This is a genomic window from Pseudoflavitalea sp. G-6-1-2 (assembly GCF_012927185.1).
Classification (GTDB): domain Bacteria; phylum Bacteroidota; class Bacteroidia; order Chitinophagales; family Chitinophagaceae; genus Pseudobacter.
This window is the reverse complement of sequence record NZ_JABBGB010000002.1, coordinates 1,663,249-1,682,109: the sequence shown is the minus strand read 5'-3', so window position 1 is coordinate 1,682,109 and position 18,861 is coordinate 1,663,249. Positions and strand designations below refer to the sequence as shown.

General features: G+C 44.1%; 8 protein-coding genes. 3 read left to right on the top strand and 5 right to left on the bottom strand.

From position 1 onward, the window contains the following. Positions 1 to 62: 62 nt before the first annotated feature. From HHL16_RS16250 to HHL16_RS16230, 5 genes are all read right to left on the bottom strand, one after another. Complete coding sequence (locus HHL16_RS16250; RefSeq protein ID WP_169426232.1) at positions 63 to 551, bottom strand: hypothetical protein; 489 nt, start codon at positions 549 to 551, stop codon at positions 63 to 65. Positions 552 to 908: 357 nt separating this feature from the next. Further along, a complete protein-coding gene (locus tag HHL16_RS16245) occupies positions 909 to 1,208 on the bottom strand; it encodes a magnesium and cobalt transport protein CorA (RefSeq protein WP_169426231.1) in 300 nt (99 codons plus the stop codon). Between the two features lie 3 nt (positions 1,209 to 1,211). Continuing rightward, on the bottom strand, positions 1,212 to 8,288 hold the full coding sequence (locus HHL16_RS16240) for a DUF6443 domain-containing protein (protein WP_169426230.1): 7,077 nt from the start codon (positions 8,286 to 8,288) through the stop codon (positions 1,212 to 1,214). Positions 8,289 to 8,324: 36 nt separating this feature from the next. Beyond that, positions 8,325 to 12,203, bottom strand: a complete 3,879-nt coding sequence (locus tag HHL16_RS16235; protein ID WP_169426229.1) for a DUF5977 domain-containing protein — start codon at positions 12,201 to 12,203, stop codon at positions 8,325 to 8,327. Positions 12,204 to 12,231: 28 nt separating this feature from the next. Continuing rightward, positions 12,232 to 12,390: a hypothetical protein gene (locus HHL16_RS16230; RefSeq protein ID WP_169426228.1), complete on the bottom strand. Its 159-nt coding sequence runs from the start codon at positions 12,388 to 12,390 to the stop codon at positions 12,232 to 12,234. A 613-nt stretch (positions 12,391 to 13,003) separates the two neighbouring features. On the opposite strand from HHL16_RS16230, the gene HHL16_RS16225 reads away from it, so the two are divergent. The 3 genes from HHL16_RS16225 (at position 13,004) to HHL16_RS16215 (ending at position 18,856) form a co-directional block, all read left to right on the top strand. Continuing rightward, complete coding sequence (locus tag HHL16_RS16225; protein ID WP_169426227.1) at positions 13,004 to 13,573, top strand: sigma-70 family RNA polymerase sigma factor; 570 nt, start codon at positions 13,004 to 13,006, stop codon at positions 13,571 to 13,573. Positions 13,574 to 13,652: 79 nt separating this feature from the next. Beyond that, positions 13,653 to 14,849 (top strand): FecR family protein, encoded by a 1,197-nt coding sequence (locus tag HHL16_RS16220; RefSeq protein ID WP_169426226.1) that lies wholly within the window; start codon positions 13,653 to 13,655, stop codon positions 14,847 to 14,849. A 233-nt stretch (positions 14,850 to 15,082) separates the two neighbouring features. Then, on the top strand, positions 15,083 to 18,856 hold the full coding sequence (locus HHL16_RS16215; RefSeq protein WP_169426225.1) for a SusC/RagA family TonB-linked outer membrane protein: 3,774 nt from the start codon (positions 15,083 to 15,085) through the stop codon (positions 18,854 to 18,856). Positions 18,857 to 18,861 lie beyond the last annotated feature (5 nt).

Sequence of the window (18,861 nt, the reverse complement as noted above, 5' to 3'; positions counted from 1 at the left end):
TCCAATAGTCTGACAGTTTGCATGGTTAATATCGATATCTGCTACTAAATAATATTAGTGTTTTAGAATGTCGGATAGGCTTTAAAATCATATTCACCAGTTCGCATTCGATAAACTATACTTTCAGGATTAATAACCAGCCCAACTTCTGCTTTTTGATTTTCTCCTAATAATTCTCCAACCCTTTTCTGATCTTCATTAATTTTCCACACCCACCAATCTTGGGACACTTTTATTGTAGGGTTTCCATAGTCGCCACTATCTCTAAACAGGATATGATCAGTTCTTCCAACATCTGGTATATTACCTATTAAATTCCAATACCCCATCTTAACTCCCAATTTGGTAATACAATGTGCATAAAACTCCACCTCTCCACTAATGACATCATTTAAATCGGGATTGGAATCAATTGGATATGAGTTTTTGAATACTCTGATTACATCACTGTTTAATTGAGTAATATCACTAATAATGTACTGAAAATATTTCTTTTTATTACTGTTTACTTTAGCAGAAAATACATCACCTATTTTAGTATTTGTTCTCATAGTTCTGCTGTTATTCTCTTAGTAATTGGAGGTACATCAAAAATTCAAATATTACTGGATGTGAAATTTCTGAAGCAGATAATCTTGTTATTCCATACCAAAATGGAGAATTTGGATAAATTTTCTTCTTTTATAAGAGTTTGTTCTTCTTTGTCCTAAAATTAAATATGCCTGGTTACATGATAAAGTTGCCGAACATGCCTGTTCATAAATGCGACAAAGAATACAGGATAAAAGAAAACTGTGATCAATCTCAATATATAGCCTCCTGTAAAACCACTTTTGGAGGGCGTATATAAGACCACAGTTCCTTACTTTCTCAGAAATTCCAAGGAATTAAGTGATTTAAGAAGCCCGCTACTGCGAGCTTTGTTCTTGTAATTTCTCTTTCGTTTCGGTTATTTTTTGCTTTAACTCTTCTGAGGTATAAAAACCTTTAGGATATTTGATATGATCTTCTTCAAATTCAGAAAATCTATCCGAAACAGTGCTTAACTCCGAAAATGCTTTCTTTTCAATATCAGTAAGGGTATCAAGATCAATTTCTAAATCATAAGAATAGTAAAATTCATCACAAAAAACCTTGTCACTAATATTACCTGACAAATACATATCCATTAACTGATATAATCTTCGTTTATCGTTCTTTTCAAACATAGCTTATTTTTTTATTGCAGGCAGAGAACCCAAAGGCTTTTGGGTATATTTAAAGTGCATTATTGTATTAGCTCCTTTATCGTATAAAACCTCTACATTATAAAGCTTGCCATTCTTCCACATTTGTGAATAATGCATTAGTGCCATTGTACCCTGTGGATCTTTAACTACGGACATTGGAGCTTTTATTATTTCATCCATAGTCTGTATTGGAATAGCCCTCGCTTTATCAGCCATTCGACTTGCTGCCTTACCAGTAAAGTTAAATAGTTCTTTTCCCCCCTTAGCGGCATCAGCCACCTCATCTACATGCTTTACAACATCTGCAACTTCATCAGCATGATTTAATACTTTTCCTGCTTTATTGAATTTCCCAAAATACGGAACCACACCCAATAATCTCTGTCCATCTGAAATCTTGTCACCGGTAACTAAATCTTCTCCTGTTCCAGCCTCAATTATACTCTTTGCCTGGCCAACAATAGGAATAAAATCCAGGACCAGGGATATGCCCAGCCCTATGGATGGATTGCTACTATTGGGTTTAATCGCGTTTTCTGGTACTTTCACCTTAAATTTATCTCCAGCAGGTGATTCTCTCCATCCCCATTTGGTGCTGTAATATGGAGCAGCTGGTTCAAGCCCATCCAGGTCAATTGCATTAGGCACTTCATTACCCGCAAATTGATAAGGAGTATAATAAGGATATTCAGATGCTAATCTATCTTCACAGAAAAACCTCCCTATCTGATTATCATAAAACCGATGTTTGTAATCATACCATTCCAATCCATTTCCATCGGAAAATTCTCTTGCCTGCAATTCATACCCATTGTATTTGATCCTGTTATCAAGCCTTCCTGCAGCCTTCGAACTAATCCCCGCCATCGTCAACCCGTACGGATAATAATGGGTTTCTTCCGACATCGGCCCTGTAAAATGCTGCACACTCAGGTTATCAAAGAACACATCCCAGTTCTGGGTTTCATTACTTACATAAATATACAAAAATCCATTCTTTGATATATTTACCGTGCCTGGGGCAAGCGTCGTCAATACATCTGCATTTCCAACGGGCATCGCCCCGCTTCCTGTACTCACATATTTCAGTTGTTCATCCAGCAGAATCCAGTTCAGATAAGCTTTCGGTTTTGCTGGAGGGGTAGGGTTATTGTTCGTCCGGAAACTATTCAACACGCCCAACAATGGACTATTACTGGTATTATTCAGCTGTGGCAGGGTGCCTTTTGTATCGCCGGATACTCCCACAACTCCACCTGCCAGCACACTAATGAGGTCAACAATCGGATCGCTCGTAGATCCGGCTGAACCGCTTCCTCTGTAAAACGATTTCACTGCAAGATCTATCCTATCACCACTCATTACTTTCAACACCAATGATGGGCCTACTTTCTGCCCACTACCATTTACTCTGGCCAGTGAATCATTGGGATTAGTGGTGTTGTCTGCCGGGTAACCTCCTGGCACAGCAGACTTTGGATAAGCCGTTTCGGGTATCTTGAAGAACAGCGCATTTTCTTTGTTTCTGTAGGCCGCTTCCATAGTGGCCATATATGCGGCTGTATCCTTTTGCTCAGTCAGCACCACACGAACATTGCCCAAATGATCTTTCAGGAAATAATCATAGAAATATTTGTAATCATTGCTGCCATTGAGGTAATACTGTTTTGCATACCGGAGGCGGCCTTCCTCGTTCCCAATAAACTGGAGGGTGTCGTTTTCGTAAACGGAGCTTCCGAGATATAAGGTTGTCTTTACAGGAAGACCAGTTTCCTGCACTGTCTTTTTCAATTTTGCACCGGTGGCATCATAGGTATAAGTGATGGTGCCTTTTACGGCGCCACCGGTTGTGCGAACGGTGATCACTGCTGGTAGATTCAGGTGATTATAAACGATGCCATTATTGCTGCCATCGCCGATGTCTTTATTCCTGTCGCGGATCATGTTCCCATTGCCATCATAAACATAATCAACAGCGGCAACTGTTTTGTTATTGCCGAGAGCTGTCATATACAACTGTGAGCTTCTGAAATCTCCCAGTTTTGTTGTTACATCATTGTTACGATCGATTACATTTTGCAGCTTATTACTGTTATTGTAGGTGTACAGCAAACTGTCGATAGTCGCACTGCCACCGAGTTTCCAGCCCCGCTGGCTCATCGACAGGATATTTCCATTGGGATCATAACTCATGTCTTTGAGGGTAAAATCCAGGCCAGCGGAAAGGTCAAATGCTGCTCCGGTATATTGCGTAAAGTTTGCTTTCAGTATGCGATTGGCAGCATCGTATCCGAAATCATACCTGCGTTTTTCACCGTCGCCTTTGCTTTTCCATACTGTACCGGAAATATTTCCATTATACTGAGCTGCAGAATAGGATTGGTTGCCGATCAGGTTATTGTTGGTCTTATCGTAACCAAGATCAAAACCAAAGTAATTATTCTGATGGCTGTCTTTTGCATACGCCCTGTTTGCTCCCAGCATCCAGCCACGGATATTGTATTCGTATCGCATTGAATCAATCACAGGAGAGCCCAATGATTTTTTGACGAGTTGGCCTAAGGCATCATATTCGTTGCTGGCGATCAGCTGTTCGGATTTGGTAACTACTTTGCCATTTATGTTACTGCTCACTGTTTTACGAATGGTAAGCAGCCTGCCCAATGCGTCATAATCCATTTTGGTTACAATTACATGGGGCTGGGGATTGGGAGCAGGTTTCTGTTGTTGCTCTACAATTACCAGTGGTTGCCCACTCCAGCTGTATTGAGTTGTAATAGCAATCGATGCCCCGGTAATGGTTTGAGACCGGGTTTGTATCAGCCGGCCTTTATCATCGTAGAAGTTTGCAGAAGCTGGCATATAAGCAGGCGTTTGATCCAGTACTCTGGTAAGCCCTCCGGTAGCCAGCCCCTTGGTAACATTCGATTTTGTTACAGTTTGCGCAAATGGAAATTGTGTATCAGAGGCAGGTAAAAAGTAAGTACTGGCATAACTGATATCAAAGTCTTTGATGGCAGCTGGCAGGCCGGTCATTTGTGAATAATCATCAAAATAGGCACGGGTTAACTCATCGAAAGTCTGCCCACTCAGGTTAGGGTAACCAACGATGCTGTAAGCCTGCGTTTTATGATAGCTCCTATTTTGAGCATTGGTCCACAATCCGGTGCTGTATTGCCGGTTCAATTGATCGTATAGAGAATAAAGCCATTTAGATTGACTGCGCATCGACGAATCCTGCGTGAGTACAATCCTGTCTCTTGCATCATACACCATCCATACTTCCCCGGCGCCTGGCACTTTCTTTACAACCATTCTGTTCCGTTCATCGTATTCATAGCGGAAGCAGAACTCATTGAGTATGGAGGCTGTCAGCGACCAACTACTTGTCAGGAGCATTTCAACTCCTTTGGGCTGGATAACAAGTCTGAGATTGCTCAGATCATCATACACATAGTAGGTGCATAACCATCCGGAATGCCCGGTAGATGGAGTTGCCGAAAGCTGTACTTTTTTCAGTATTACTCTGCCATCCTTGTCCTTGTATTCAATTGACTTTTGTTTATGTTCGTCGGCAGTAACAGTTTCATATAAGGTTCCTGCGGCGTACATCGAAGTTGAACTCACAACATTGCCTGAGTTGATTCTCCAGATACGCACAGAATCTGACAGGTCGTTTGTGAGATATTGAGTACTGATGCTTCTACGTGTAGTAGCATCAGCATTCGATTCGCTGCCAGCCCAACTATTTCCGGCAGCATACACTTCTGTTACTCTGCTGAGAGGTGATGGTTCGAAATTGGTTTTGCTATAGAAATAGTTTTCTCCGGCGAATTGCTGTTTATTGAATGCCGAATCCTGCTGAAATGGATTGTATTTGAATATGCCATTTGTGATAGATGTATTTCCACCCGCATTGTTGGCAGCAAATGGAAGGTATTTATAGGTTTCTCTTCCAAACGCATCATACACTACCGGCGTTACCAGATCGATAGCTGTTCCACCGGTTATCATCGATCCCTCTTTAATAACTGTCTGCAAAGGCCGTCCCAATCCATCGAAGTATTGTGTAGCCTGTTGCACGTTAGTATAGTCCCGCAAGGTCACATCATTGGGATCAACTATTGGGGCCCTGGGAGACCATGTTCTGATAAGATTGATTGCTACTGATGGGGAGTATGCTGCAGGTGACTGCACGGGTGGAGGTATGATGGAAATAGTAATGAACGCACTGATGGCAGTAATTCCATTGCTTGTTACTTTTCTTCTGAAAGAAATAGCTGTACTAATACTACCCGGATCGTAATCTTTGGCAGTTGCCCCACTGATTACATTCCAGACAACATTGTCGGTTGAGTTCTCCCACTGGTAGGTATATACGCCATTGCCACCACTTGCTGGAGCGCCGCCTACTATTCCGGGGCTCGTACCCGCAATAATTGAAATGCTTCCAGGCGAAAGTTCTCCAGGTAGTAACGTTGGAAATACGGTTATGGTACTCACATTACTACTCTCCGTTACTGAATTGCTGGTCACCTGCCGGCGATAATAGGTAGTGGCGGTAAGATTGCCCGGTGTGTAGTTTTGTGCTGTAGCTCCACTTACATTGGTCCATGTGCTGTTATCAGGAGAAGACTGCCATTGATAAGCATAGGTACCATTGCCACCAGCGGCCACAGTTCCGGAAAGTTGACCGGGAGATGAATTGTAATTGATCGAGAGGGTGACAGGAGTTACGCTGCCTGCCTGCAACTGCGGATATACTGTGATTGTGCTCACATTGCTGTTTACCGTCACGGTATTACTAGTCACCTGCCGACGATAATATGTAGTGGCGGTGAGATTGCCCGGTGTGTAGTTTTGTGCTGTAGCTCCACTTACATTGGTCCATGTGCTGTTGTCAGGAGAAGACTGCCATTGGTAAGTATACGTTCCGTTGCCGCCAGTTGCCACCGTTCCGGTTAGCTGACCTGGTGTAGTGTTGTAATTAATCGAGAGGCTTACAGGCGTTACACTTCCAGCCTGCAACTGCGGATACACTGTGATAGTGCTCACATTGCTAATTACCATTACTGTATTGCTGGTTACCTGCCGGCGATAATAAGTAGTAGTTGTAAGGCTGCCCGGCGTATAGTTTTGAGCTGTTGCTCCACTTACATTGGTCCATGTGCTGTTGTCAGGAGAAGCCTGCCATTGATAGGTATATGTTCCGTTCCCTCCTGTAGCTACAGTTCCGGAAAGCGGACCAGGTGAAGTATTGTAATTGATCGAGAGGCTCGCAGGTGTTACACTACCAGCTTGCAATTGTGCATACACAATAATGGTACTTACATTGCTACTCAGCGTCACAGTATTGCTGGTCACCTGTCGACGATAATATGTAGTGGCGGTGAGGTTGCCCGGTGTATAGTTTTGCGCAGTTGCTCCATCAACATTGGTCCATGTGCTGTTGTCAGGAGAAGACTGCCATTGGTAAGCATAGGTTCCATTGCCACCAGTGGCCACAGTACCGGAAATCTGACCGGGAGATGTATTGTAATTGATCGAGAGAGTAGCAGGTGTTACACTACCTGCCTGCAATTGTGGGTACACCGTGATAGTGCTCAAATTGCTGTTTACCGTTACAGTATTGCTCGTTACCTGGCGACGATAATAAGTAGTGGCTGTGAGGCTGCCCGGTGTATAGTTTTGAGCCGTTGCTCCACCGACATTTGTCCATGTGGTATTATCAGGAGAGGACTGCCATTGGTAAGCATAGGTACCATTGCCACCAGTGGCCACAGTTCCGGAAAGTTGACCGGGAGATGAATTGTAATTGATCGAGAGGGTTGCAGGTGTAACACTTCCAGCCTGCAATTGGGGATACACCGTGATAGTGCTCACATTGCTGTTTACCGTTACAGTATTGCTGGTTACCTGCCGACGATAATAAGTCGTGGTGGTGAGATTGCCCGGTGTATAGTTTTGAGCCGTTGCTCCACTGACATTGGTCCATGTGGTATTATCAGGAGATGACTGCCATTGATAAGCATAGGTGCCATTGCCACCAGTGGCCACAGTACCGGAAAGTTGACCGGGAGATGAATTGTAATTGATCGAGAGGGTTGCAGGTGTTATGCTGCCTGCCTGCAATTGGGGATACACCGTGATAGTGCTCACATTGCTATTTACCGTTACAGTATTGCTGGTCACCTGCCGGCGATAATATGTAGTGCCTGTGAGGCTGCCTGGCGTATAGTTTTGAGCCGTTGCCCCACTGATATTTGTCCATGTACTGTTATCAGGAGAAGACTGCCATTGATAACCATACGTACCATCGCCTCCTGTTGCTACTGTGCCACTTAGCTGACCAGGTGAAGTATTGTAATTGATCGAGAGACTTGCAGGTGTAACACTACCTGCCTGCAATTGTGGATACACAGTTATGGTACTTGTATTACTGCTCACAGTCACAGCATTGCTCGTTACCTGTCTACGGTAATAGGTTGTTGTGGTGAGATTTGAAGGCGTATAGTTCAGAGCCGTTGCTCCACTAACATTTGACCATGTGCTGTTATCAGGAGAAGACTGCCATTGGTAAGCATAAGTGCCGTTGCCGCCGGTTGCTGCAGTGCCACTAAGCTGACCTGGAGAAGTGTTATAATTGATAGATAGAGTAGCAGGCGAAATAGTCCCTCCCTGAAGAGCTACGGCCTGAACATTTACTACCACCTTATTGGATACAACAACAGAACCATTTTCATAAGTGAGTAACTGATAATAAACAGTTGCAGATAATGCCCCCGGCACATATCCGGATCCGTTAGTAGCTCCTGAAATATTCGACCAACTATTATTACCATTGGGAGAAGATTGCCACTGAAATGTGTAAACATATGGATATTCACCTGAGCCTCCGCTAGGGTCCGTGGCAGTAATTGGTGCTGGTATTGAACCACTGGCAATGGTCTGGGTAGTTGGAGAAACCACGCCCGATGATAAGATTTGCCCCATGCTGATAACAGGAAGGCTACAGAAAATCATCACCCCGATAATATATTTAAGAAGATTCTTTGCCATACAAATAAGTATTAAAGCATGCATTCGAATAAGGTATTAGAGCCCATCATTTGCAGAGATGGTGTAATTGGTTCCGGGATTCAGCGTAACATTCCCGGTAGTAACACTGGTTTGCCCAACCGGCTTGCTCCAACCTTGTAGTCCCACTATACCATATACCACAAACGTATTGGTATAAGCAGCCGTCACTTTAAAACGCAATTGGTAAACTCCCGGTAATACAGAAAAACTCACACTGGAGTTATTGGATGCAGGAAATGCCTGTGTGTACATTACACTGCCGTTTTGCAATAACTCCACAGTAGAGCTGGGTATAGTACTTGTCGTAAATTCATTTATTAGTGTAATCTGTATCGGTTGAGGTGTACAGGTACCAATTGAATCTGCATAGTGCTGGCCATTGGCCTGAAGATCCGCGGTTGCTTTCTGATCTGCATCTGCCTGACTTATGATAGAAATATGTTTACCTGCCGGAACCAGATAAGAAACTACTGAACCAGGAACTCCACCAGGGCAATCACCTTTGGTAAAATTGGCGCTGATAGCAGCATTCTTATAAAATAACGGACCACAAATCTCTTCCTTACCCAGGTAATTGTAACAGATTCGCTTGACTATGTTGTTATCCTGATCTCTGATCATTACCAACCTGCCTTCACCATCGTAATCATAAAATATGCTGTTGCCCGAAGGATCGGTCTGCACTATCATATTGGCTTTCCCGTTGTACAGGTAAGAGGTCATCGCTGCATTCGCAGGATATAAACGCAGTTCATCGATCGCGCCGGTTCCGGTAATCGCAACGGAGCTTTGCCCCGTGATGGTATGCTCAAAATAGGTCCAGCCATTGATTGTTTTACCTTGAACTGTACCGGTAGTTCCTGCAATAGCGTACGCTGCCGCATTTCTTGTCCAGTAGGAAACGATGTATTTGTTACCTGGCGATAATCCGGACCTGGTAATGTTATTGGAACCTGTCAGCAGAAAATAATAAGTGCCGGTTCTTGCTGTTTCTGAAGATCCACGGGAAGCAGCATAGATCCAATTACCGGTTCCCTCCGTATCGAATGAAGTATAGGCAATTTCTGTGCTGTCAGCATTTTCGACTTTTGCAATGGGTAATGTTTGAATATATCCCCAGATGAAAGATGTCTGGAATTTTGCTCCACCGGTTTCATTGGAATATAACATCAGATTGCCTTTATTATCATAGCCCGTAAACTGTTTACGGACCTCAGCATTGGCAGCGCCGATCTTCTCTTCCATTGAAATTGGCTTTATCAATGTATTGCTTTGCCAGAACCCAAAGTTTGTTTTGGACGATCGTAGAAAAACGGGTTGTTGTACGCCTTTGTATTGTTGCTGTTCCACCAGATAAGAAAGTTGATGTCTGTTGATCATGGTGGTATAAGGTTCTGCTCCGGCAAAGTCAACCGGAAATTTAAACTTGAATACCATAGTATCTCCCATGCTATTGATATCGCTTTTTTCAATCTGCAGGCGACTGGTATTGGACTTGTATTTGAAATTGTTGGTGTGAGTAACAGGATTAGCCGGAGAAGCCCCAAAATCTTTCTCTACAATTCGCGTAACAAGGTTATGATAGTGATACATTGCATAGGATTGTATCAGCGTTATCATTTTGCCAGACAAATTGTAGAAACTAAAAGTGCAATACTGCCCAATGCTTCTGGCAGTATCTTTATTAGCATCAGTATTATATTGATACGCTGTAGATTTTCTGAGATTATTGGCATTATCGTACACTTCAGTTGTTAATGGCAATCCTCTTTCATCCTCACGGCTGCTGTAACGATACAATCGCATAAGCTGCTGATTGAAGTTAGTAGTGGAAACTTCCGGTGAAACCTTGTAAGAATCATTGCCAAGAAAATAAGTGTCTGCATTTGTCTCCGGATTGGTGAACAAATGCCTGGTATACCCTTCGCCGTTGATTTCTACCACTTCCTTGTAGGCAATATGTGATTCCTTGTAGTTACCAGCTGTTGCGATATTGTTATCGCTCAGCCTGATCATCCGTTCATTATTTGATATGTAATCCAGGTAATACACTCCGGATGTGGTAAGCAAGCCACTGGAAGGATTATTGGGATTCTGATTGTAGGAGTTTATATACTTGAATGTTGTGGTAGTACCAGGAGTATTTTTGATCTCCCTGATCCTGGCTCCGCCAGCTATTCCATTTACCTGATCCCATACCGGCGTTATGCCGGAGCTTACTTTCCTTTTCAATGCTTTGGAATAAGTATTGCCCTCGAAAGTAAACTGTGTAACACCTCCCGTTGGATAGGTAATGGTATGCAGCATTCCATAGGAAACATAATTAGTATCGGACAGACGGTAAGCTGAAGGATTTGATGGATCGCTTTCGTATTCCGTGGAGGAAGCTGCCGGAGCCAATACCAGATCGGTATTGCCGTTCCGGCCATTGTAATATCCCCACAGATCTATGCCTCTCGTAAGAGCTGAAGGTAAAGAGCCAGTGTTTTTGTATGTGAAGACAAATTTGTCATAATCAGGATAGTTGGCGGGAAAGGGAAGGCCTCTGTTTCTTTGTATTTCTTTCAGAAACATGCGATTCCCATAGTATTCATAAAATAGGTACAATACTCTGTCTTGCTTATAGGTTCCGTATTGGTCCAGACTCGTAAAATTGATGGAGGCTAATCGCTGCGTATACATATTTCTGATCACGCTTCCAAGCGTAGTATTGCCTGCAATAATATCCGAGGGGTTTCCATAAAACTTGGTATTCAGGTCTTTTTCGGCGTAAGAAAATTCTACTTTTTGCAGGCGTGTAACTATTTCTGTGAGATAGGCATGTTTTATCAGTGATAAATAGACAATATCCCGCGTGTTCTCGCTTACCACTGTGTTGCCATTCTGTTGCACAATGTTGATAGAGTGATTGCGAAATAATTTCAACTCCATAAACCCTGCCGGAGTATCTTGCCCGACCTGCGAGTCGAAGAGGCTTTTGATATAATTATAATCAGAAGTGGAGTAGTTCTGGTAATTGAATAGAATTTCATTGCCATCAGGCGAAACTGCTTTGGTGAGATACCATGCATTGATCTGTCCCCCTTTTCGATCCGGTCTGCCCGGGATCTGGGTGGAAGCAAAGCCAATCTCCAGCGTTTTGAACGATCCACCAAAATAGAATGTATATCCATCATCAGAAGTGATCACAATTCTGCTGTATAAGCTGTCATTTAAGCTGTTCACTGTGGTAGTTACAGCTGCAATTGTTGTGAGAAAATCATACTGGGGCTTCAGGTCTTTAAGGTCTACTTTATAATTTCTGTCGCCTGTTACCTGCACTTTGCCGGTGTTATCCATAAAGAACTTCCCTGAATGACCGAGGAAGTTAAAACTGAATACATCCGGAATATATTCGTAATTGAGGTTGTAAATCGGATTGTTGATATCGCTGATAAATCCGATAGTTCTGATATGCTCAGCTGAATAAGTTCCCTTTCCGCTCTGCTGCCCGTAGATATAACCGAAATTGGTATTGGAAATTTCAGCATTGGGATTGTTCTTGTCATCAGGTACTCCATTGACCACTCTCGTAATTGCTCCTCCTGCTATGAGGCTCCAGTTCAATCCTGCAACACCTGCATTTTTATTAGGCACAAAACCGCTGGCATCGTAAGAAAGTGCAATAGGAATATTGAGTCCGTTTTCATTAATTGAATGAAGCGGAATAGATATCTCCGGCACTCCTGTGTAATAATTAACGTTGTAGGTTCCGTATTTGCCCAGTGTTGCAGCATCCGGCGACATAATATTCGGAACCGGATTGAAACTGTTCTGTTGTGCCTGCAATTCGATGGTGGTAATTATTGCCAACAGCAGAATGGTGATTGCCTTCCGGACCAATAATCTATCCATCCCTTGAGCAATGAATGAAAATCTTAAACTAAAATGTAAAAGGTTGGTGTAATTTTTTAGCATGTTCGTATTGATTTTCCCGGTTTTCATTTTGAGCAAAATCTTTTTCTTCCGGGCATAGATTGCCCAGCTGTACAATGGTTTCTTGCTCAGCATTATTATATACAATGCGATGCAGCTCTTTCATTGAGCTGTGCTCTTGCCAGTAATTAAATCTTAACCAGAGTGAGTATTAAAGATCCCCTGATCCTGATGTTCAGGCCTAGGTACACAATGAGTGTGACCTGCCTGGATTGAAGTCAAATGCAGAATACCGCAGATGTATCCTACATCATGAAACTTGCGGAGAGACCTTCAATTTTGAGATGGGCTGATAAACAGGTGAACAATTCGTTTTCCAGGGTAGTGTGCCTAAAGCATTCCAGAAAACCAGAGAGAGAAAGTAACTAACTGACGTAAATCACAAAGGCGATTTTGTAAATGGCGTCAACTATGAAAAGCAAAGTCGAAATGTTCTCACGGTTTGGTTTAATGGTTTTGCTATGAAAAGTTAATGAAAAAATATATAATAAAACAACACTGTTCGCAAAAAATAATACAGAAGGAATTACCCGGTCCTGCCGGTTCGTTTGCTGAAAAATACCTGTCGAAACCTGAAGCCGAAGAATATGAAGTATTAATAATAGCTCTAATGGGTAGTCATATTTTTGCGCCTCATCTGATTTTTTTGCTATAGTTTGTGGACATTAAATGAATTACAATCATTGGTGCCCTGCGAAAAAAATAGCGAAAAAGAAATTATGCAACGCCTGTTCGAAGGCGATGAACAAATGTATCGGCAGGTATACAACCAATACTGGAAGCGGGTTTACGGGGTTGCGCTCAGTTTCCTGAAGTCAACCCAACTTGCACAGGATGCCGTACAACTGGTGTTCGTACGCTTATGGGAAAAGCGCCACAAACTCAAAGACGTTGCTCATTTCGATGCATGGTTTGCAACATTGGCCCGCAATACCATTATCAATGCGCTTGAAAACCGGGCCTTTCAGCTCGCTGCCGGTCCGGCAGATGATCTTACTTCTCCTGATTTTCTTACTCCCGGTTATTTGCTGGAATACAAAGACGCCGTTGCCATGATAGACGAAGCGGTGGCAACCCTTCCTCCCCAGCAGTCTGCTGTATTCCAGCTTAGCAGGGAACAGGGATTAACCTATACTGAAATTGCACAACAACTGAATATAGCACCGGCTACAGTGAAAAGCCATATGGTGCGCGCACTCAATACCATCAGGGAATATATTCGCCTGCATTCCGGCGATGTTTTTCTCACTACCTGGTTGCTGTCCTCTATCCTTGAATATTTTTTATAGTACTCACTGCACCTGTTCCTTTTTGTAACCTGTCTTATGTACTTACCGGGGTCTTTTCAACGCCCGTTAAAACCTTATTATGGGATCACCTGACGTATTCGCACGCTTATTGGATAAGTATCTCACGCAAACCATTACTGCTGAAGAGCAGCAGCAACTCTTTGCGCTCATACAAAGTAAAAAGCATACATCGGAACTGGAAGCAGTAGTGGCAGAAGCCCTTGAAGACGATGCTTTCGATGTTGCAGATGATCCCGTTTTACGCGATCTCATTTTTGAACGCATCCTGCAACAAAGAGAAACGCCGGTTCGCCGTATTCCGCTCTATCGCCGCTGGGCATGGGCTGCAGCCGTATTGCTATTGCTTGGCGGAGCCACGTATTTCTATTTCTTCACCGATAAGCACCAGCAGTCTGGTATTGCTGAACATAAAGACGATCATAACAATATTCAACCCGGCTCCAATAAAGCGCTCCTTACCTTATCTGATGGTACTGTGATTGTACTCGACAGTGCAGCCAATGGCGCCATTGCGCAACAGGGCAACGCATCTGTAACCAAGCTGCCCAATGGTGAAGTGCGGTATGAGGTAAACGGCAAAGCTACCAGTAAAGTAATGTTGAATACAATGACCACTCCCAACGGAGGTCAGTACAATCTGGTGCTTCCCGATGGATCGAAGATCTGGCTCAATGCTGCTTCTTCCATCACTTATCCCGCTGCATTTACAGGGAACCAACGTCAGATAAAGATCAGTGGTGAAGTGTATATGGAGATCGCAAAAGACAAGAGCAGACCTTTTATGGTTGATGTAGATGGAAGATCGGTTGTTCAGGTGCTGGGAACCAGTTTCAATATCAACTCTTACACCAATGAAGGAAAGATCAAAACAACATTGATAGAGGGAAGTGTGAGAGTGAGCAACCACGCAAATAACAATCGTACCCAGGCTGCTGGTGTGATGCTTCGTCCGGGACAACAAGCCGTTATCACTGCCAGTGCAGAAGATATCAGCATCCGAACCGCCAATACAGATCATGTACTGGCATGGAAAAATGGCTTCATCAATTTTGAATCGGTGAGCTTTCAGGAAATCATCCGGCAGATAGAACGATGGTACGATATCGACGTACAGGTGGAAGGGCCAATGCCTGCTGTAAAAATAGGAGGCAGAATGGACAGAGGTGTACAGCTTTCAGACCTGACGTTGTTCCTCAACAATTTTGAGATCCGCACAAAACTTGAAGGCAGGAAATTAATACTGAGTCAAAAATAAAAACAATAAAAGCAGGATCTGAAACCAACAGATCCGGAGAAAGACGCTTGCCCAAGAAAAAGCCGGAAGTGCTTGCAACACTGCCGGCGAAAAAGCTTGGGTAACGAAAATAAAATAGTCGTCTCAGACTGGTTATCACATCACCCAAACTACGCGAAAGTATGCAAAAAATGGCTGTTTTTGGCCGGCCTGCCCGTGGGGGCAACCGCCTGTTAACCAAAACTCTGTTAGTTATGAAGCTAACCGTATTCTTCCTGACCGTAGCCCTGATGAATGTTTCGGCTGCGGCTATCTCCCAAAACGTGGACCTCTCGGTTAAAAATGCTCCGCTTAAACAGGTATTCACCCTGCTGCAGCAAAAAACAGGTTTCTCTTTTTTGTACGCACATCAAACGCTCAAAGAAGCGCAGACCGTTACAATCGATGTGAAAGACAAACCACTCACCGAGGTGCTCGACGAGATCCTGAAAGCACAGCGATTGACTTACGTGATCAGAAGCAAAACAATTATCGTTTCTCCGCTTTCTTCACTTGCACTTCTTTTTGATGGAGCACCTCAAATATCCGGAGCCCGCGACATGGCTGCGCTCATTCCGATCAGGCTCAGGATCCTCGATCAGGATTACAATCCGCTTTCCGGCGCATCCATCTCGGTAAAAGGCGCAAAAAACTCAGGAGTGTCAGATGCACAGGGAATGATCACCATCAACGCAGAGATTGGTCAAACTCTCACCATTTCCTATGTTGGCTTCAACAGCATTGGCATCAAAATCACTTCGGCCACCACAATGCTGGTGGTGTCTTCACAAAACAAACCTGTTTCGTCGGGCACCAATGCTGCGCTGAACACAATAAGAAATGGCCTGCTCACCGGCCAGACCATTTCTATCAACGATGACTGCTTTTACATTCCCCTTTCCAAAAAAATGGAACTGATGGAAGAAGCAGTAGTGTACAATGGCTATCAGAAAATAAAACAGAAATACCTCACAGGTTCCGTTACCTCCCTGAAAATGGATTCTGTTCTGCAACCGGGTTTGAACACAGTGGACAAGATGCTGGAAGGCCGGGTTCCCGGTCTCACCTTCATGCAAAACTCAGGACAGGCGGGTGCTGCACCCAAACTGCGCATCAGGGGAACGGCTACCTATCTCGGCTCCAGGGAACCTCTGTGGGTAGTAGACGGAATTGTTCGCACCAACCCCATTCCAATTCCGGCAGAAAGGATCAACGATCCGGATTTTGTAAACCTGCTTGGCAATGCCATCTCCGGAATAAATCCTTACGACATCGATCAGATCGATGTACTGAAAGATGCAACTGCCGCAGCCCTCTATGGTGTAAGAGCAGCCAATGGTGTTATTGTGATCACCACCAAGAGAGGAAGGCCAGGCCCTCCCGTCGTAAACTACAATGTAACAGGAACCTATACCCGCAGACCAAGATATACGGACAGAACTATTTTCATGATGGATTCCCGCGACAGGATCGACGTATCACGCGAAATGATTGAGAAACACCTGCCACTGCGCGGTGGCGCCATGGAAGCCTATGAAAAGGATATTGTGGAGTATTACAACGGCAATATAGATTTTGAAACATTCAAACAAAGAGTAAACAGGGCAGAGGCTGTAAATACAGACTGGTTGGGCAATACGATGCAGGATGTGTTTGCCACCAATCACACACTCAGTGTATCAGGCGGAACCAATTCCGCTTCCTACCGTGCCTCTGTTGGATACCGCACCGAACCGGGCGTGATCAAAAAAGAAAAAAGTGATCTTTACACCGGCATGCTGAACATGCAGATGAATTACAGGAAATTCAAAGCAGAATTCAACATTCAGCTGAGCAGGGAGAAAAGAAAATATACACCCCAGGAAGTAGGTCTGCTCAACTATGCTTATGGTACCAGCAGGGCTATTCCACTCTACAACCAGGATGGCTCACTCTACTTTTACTCAACCGTCAACTCCAATGTGTTTGTGAATGATTTCAAGGATATCAAATCCATGAACATTGTGAACGAAATGGATCAGACCGGCGAAACCGTCGAAAATAACGAGTACAATGCCAGCGTAGATCTCAGCTACGAGATCGCCAAAGGGATCCAGTTCAATACCAAGCTGGCATATACCGGTGGCAACTCCGCTCACGATATCTGGTTTGCAGGCAACACCGAATGGGTAACTGAGCAAAGAAGGATCTCCTACATGGATGGTGTGTATCAACCTATTTCGGATGAGATCCCTTTCGGTGGCGAGCTTCGTACCGAGAATGTGAGGAGGCAGAACTATCTCATCAATGGCCGCCTCAATTTCAGCAGGTTCCTCGATCTGCGTCACAAACATCAGCTCTCGGTGGAAGTTGCTGCAGAGCTATCTTCCAACCAGGCCAATACATACACAGTTAAAAGCAGGGGATATTATCCCGACCGGGGACTTAGTTTCGCAACCATCGACCTGAGCAAGTATCCAGCCTATGCAGGTTGGTTGTCGAGGCAGGGCAAACCCGGTATCCAGGATGCCAGGCAGAACGCTGTTCGTCCTTATCTCACCGCCACCTATATTTTCAATGAACGATATGTGATCACTGCCAATACAAGCCAGGAGTTCTCCAATTCATTTGGTACAAGAAGCAATGAAAAATTCCTGCCCACCTGGGCATTGTCTGGCAGATGGAATATTCATGAAGACCTTCTGCGCAATCAACTCTGGATCGACAATGCAGCACTGCTGTTCTCTTTCGGCGTCCGCGGGAACATACTGCCCGGACAAACGCCTTATACCATTTTCCAGAAAGGTCCTGTCGACCCTTACTACAATGCTCCCTCTTCTACCATTACATCATTTCCCAATCCTGACCTTGCCTGGGAAAAAACTCACGACTACAATGGATCACTGCAGTTCTCTATCCTCAAAGGAAGGATCAACGGATCCCTTGGTTATTTCTACAACAAAACCACCAATGCCTTCCTGCAAAAGAGAGTCTCTGCCGTTAATGGGGTACCTGCAAATGTGTACGTGGTGAATGGAGGAACATTGGAAAATCAGGGAGTGGAACTGAGCCTTAATTTCAAGGTTATCGACAATCTGGGCGGAGGCAACAGAAAGGGATTCATGTGGCGGCTGGATCCTCAGCTGGGACAGGTATTCAACAAACTCATCAACAACAATCTGAGAAGCCGCAACGTAATGGTAGATGCTGCATCGCTCACTTACGAAAATTTCCTCAGTGGCAGTGTACCCGTCAATGGAAAAGCTGTGAACACATTCTATTCCTATCGCTTCAAATCGTTGGATCCGAATAATGGATACCCTGTATTCTATGGAGCAGAAGTGGACAACAAAGCAGCGTTGAGCGAGAAATATAATAAAATATCGAAAGACGAGATCTACAATATCATGATGGTAGAGTCTGGCAGAAGGGAACCTGTTTTGCAGGGAGGGATCAATAATTCTTTCGTATGGGGAAACTGGACACTCAACCTGACTCTCACTTACAGCATCGGCAACAAGATCAGATTGCTGCAGATCGCATCCGGCAAATATGGCACGTTCCGGCCCGGCTCGCAACAAAACCTGCGAAAGGAATTCATTGACAGATGGCGTTATCCGGGAGATGAGAAATTCACCAATATCCCCGCCATACAGGGTGCTCCGGGCGCATCCAACGCCGACGATTACGCCTGGTGGCTAAACCCTCCCTATAATATAACTACTGCCTTTGCCAAAGACTACTATCAGATGTATGATTTTTCGGACCTGCGTGTAGTAAAAGGCGATTACCTCAAGCTTCAATATGTTTCGCTGAGCTACAATTTCGCTGAAGCGATGTGCAGACGATTAGGGATCAAAGGCGCTACTGTGCGGGTTACCGGCACCAATCTGGCCACTTTTGCAGACAAAGCCCTCCGCGGACAGGACCCATCGCAAACAGGCTTTGCTGACAATATCAATCTTTCAATCAGACCGGTATATGCGATCAACCTCAATCTCAGTTTCTAAAATCA

Excerpts from the sequence above, each read along its gene's own strand:
- HHL16_RS16250 (WP_169426232.1), bottom strand. The coding sequence starts at position 551 with ATGAGAACAAATACTAAAATAGGTGATGTATTTTCTGCTAAAGTAAAC.
- HHL16_RS16245 (WP_169426231.1), bottom strand. The coding sequence starts at position 1,208 with ATGTTTGAAAAGAACGATAAACGAAGATTATATCAGTTAATGGATATG.
- HHL16_RS16240 (WP_169426230.1), bottom strand. The coding sequence starts at position 8,288 with ATGGCAAAGAATCTTCTTAAATATATTATCGGGGTGATGATTTTCTGT.
- HHL16_RS16235 (WP_169426229.1), bottom strand. The coding sequence starts at position 12,203 with ATGGATAGATTATTGGTCCGGAAGGCAATCACCATTCTGCTGTTGGCA.
- HHL16_RS16230 (WP_169426228.1), bottom strand. The coding sequence starts at position 12,390 with ATGAAAGAGCTGCATCGCATTGTATATAATAATGCTGAGCAAGAAACC.
- HHL16_RS16225 (WP_169426227.1), top strand. The coding sequence starts at position 13,004 with ATGCAACGCCTGTTCGAAGGCGATGAACAAATGTATCGGCAGGTATAC.
- HHL16_RS16220 (WP_169426226.1), top strand. The coding sequence starts at position 13,653 with ATGGGATCACCTGACGTATTCGCACGCTTATTGGATAAGTATCTCACG.
- HHL16_RS16215 (WP_169426225.1), top strand. The coding sequence starts at position 15,083 with ATGAAGCTAACCGTATTCTTCCTGACCGTAGCCCTGATGAATGTTTCG.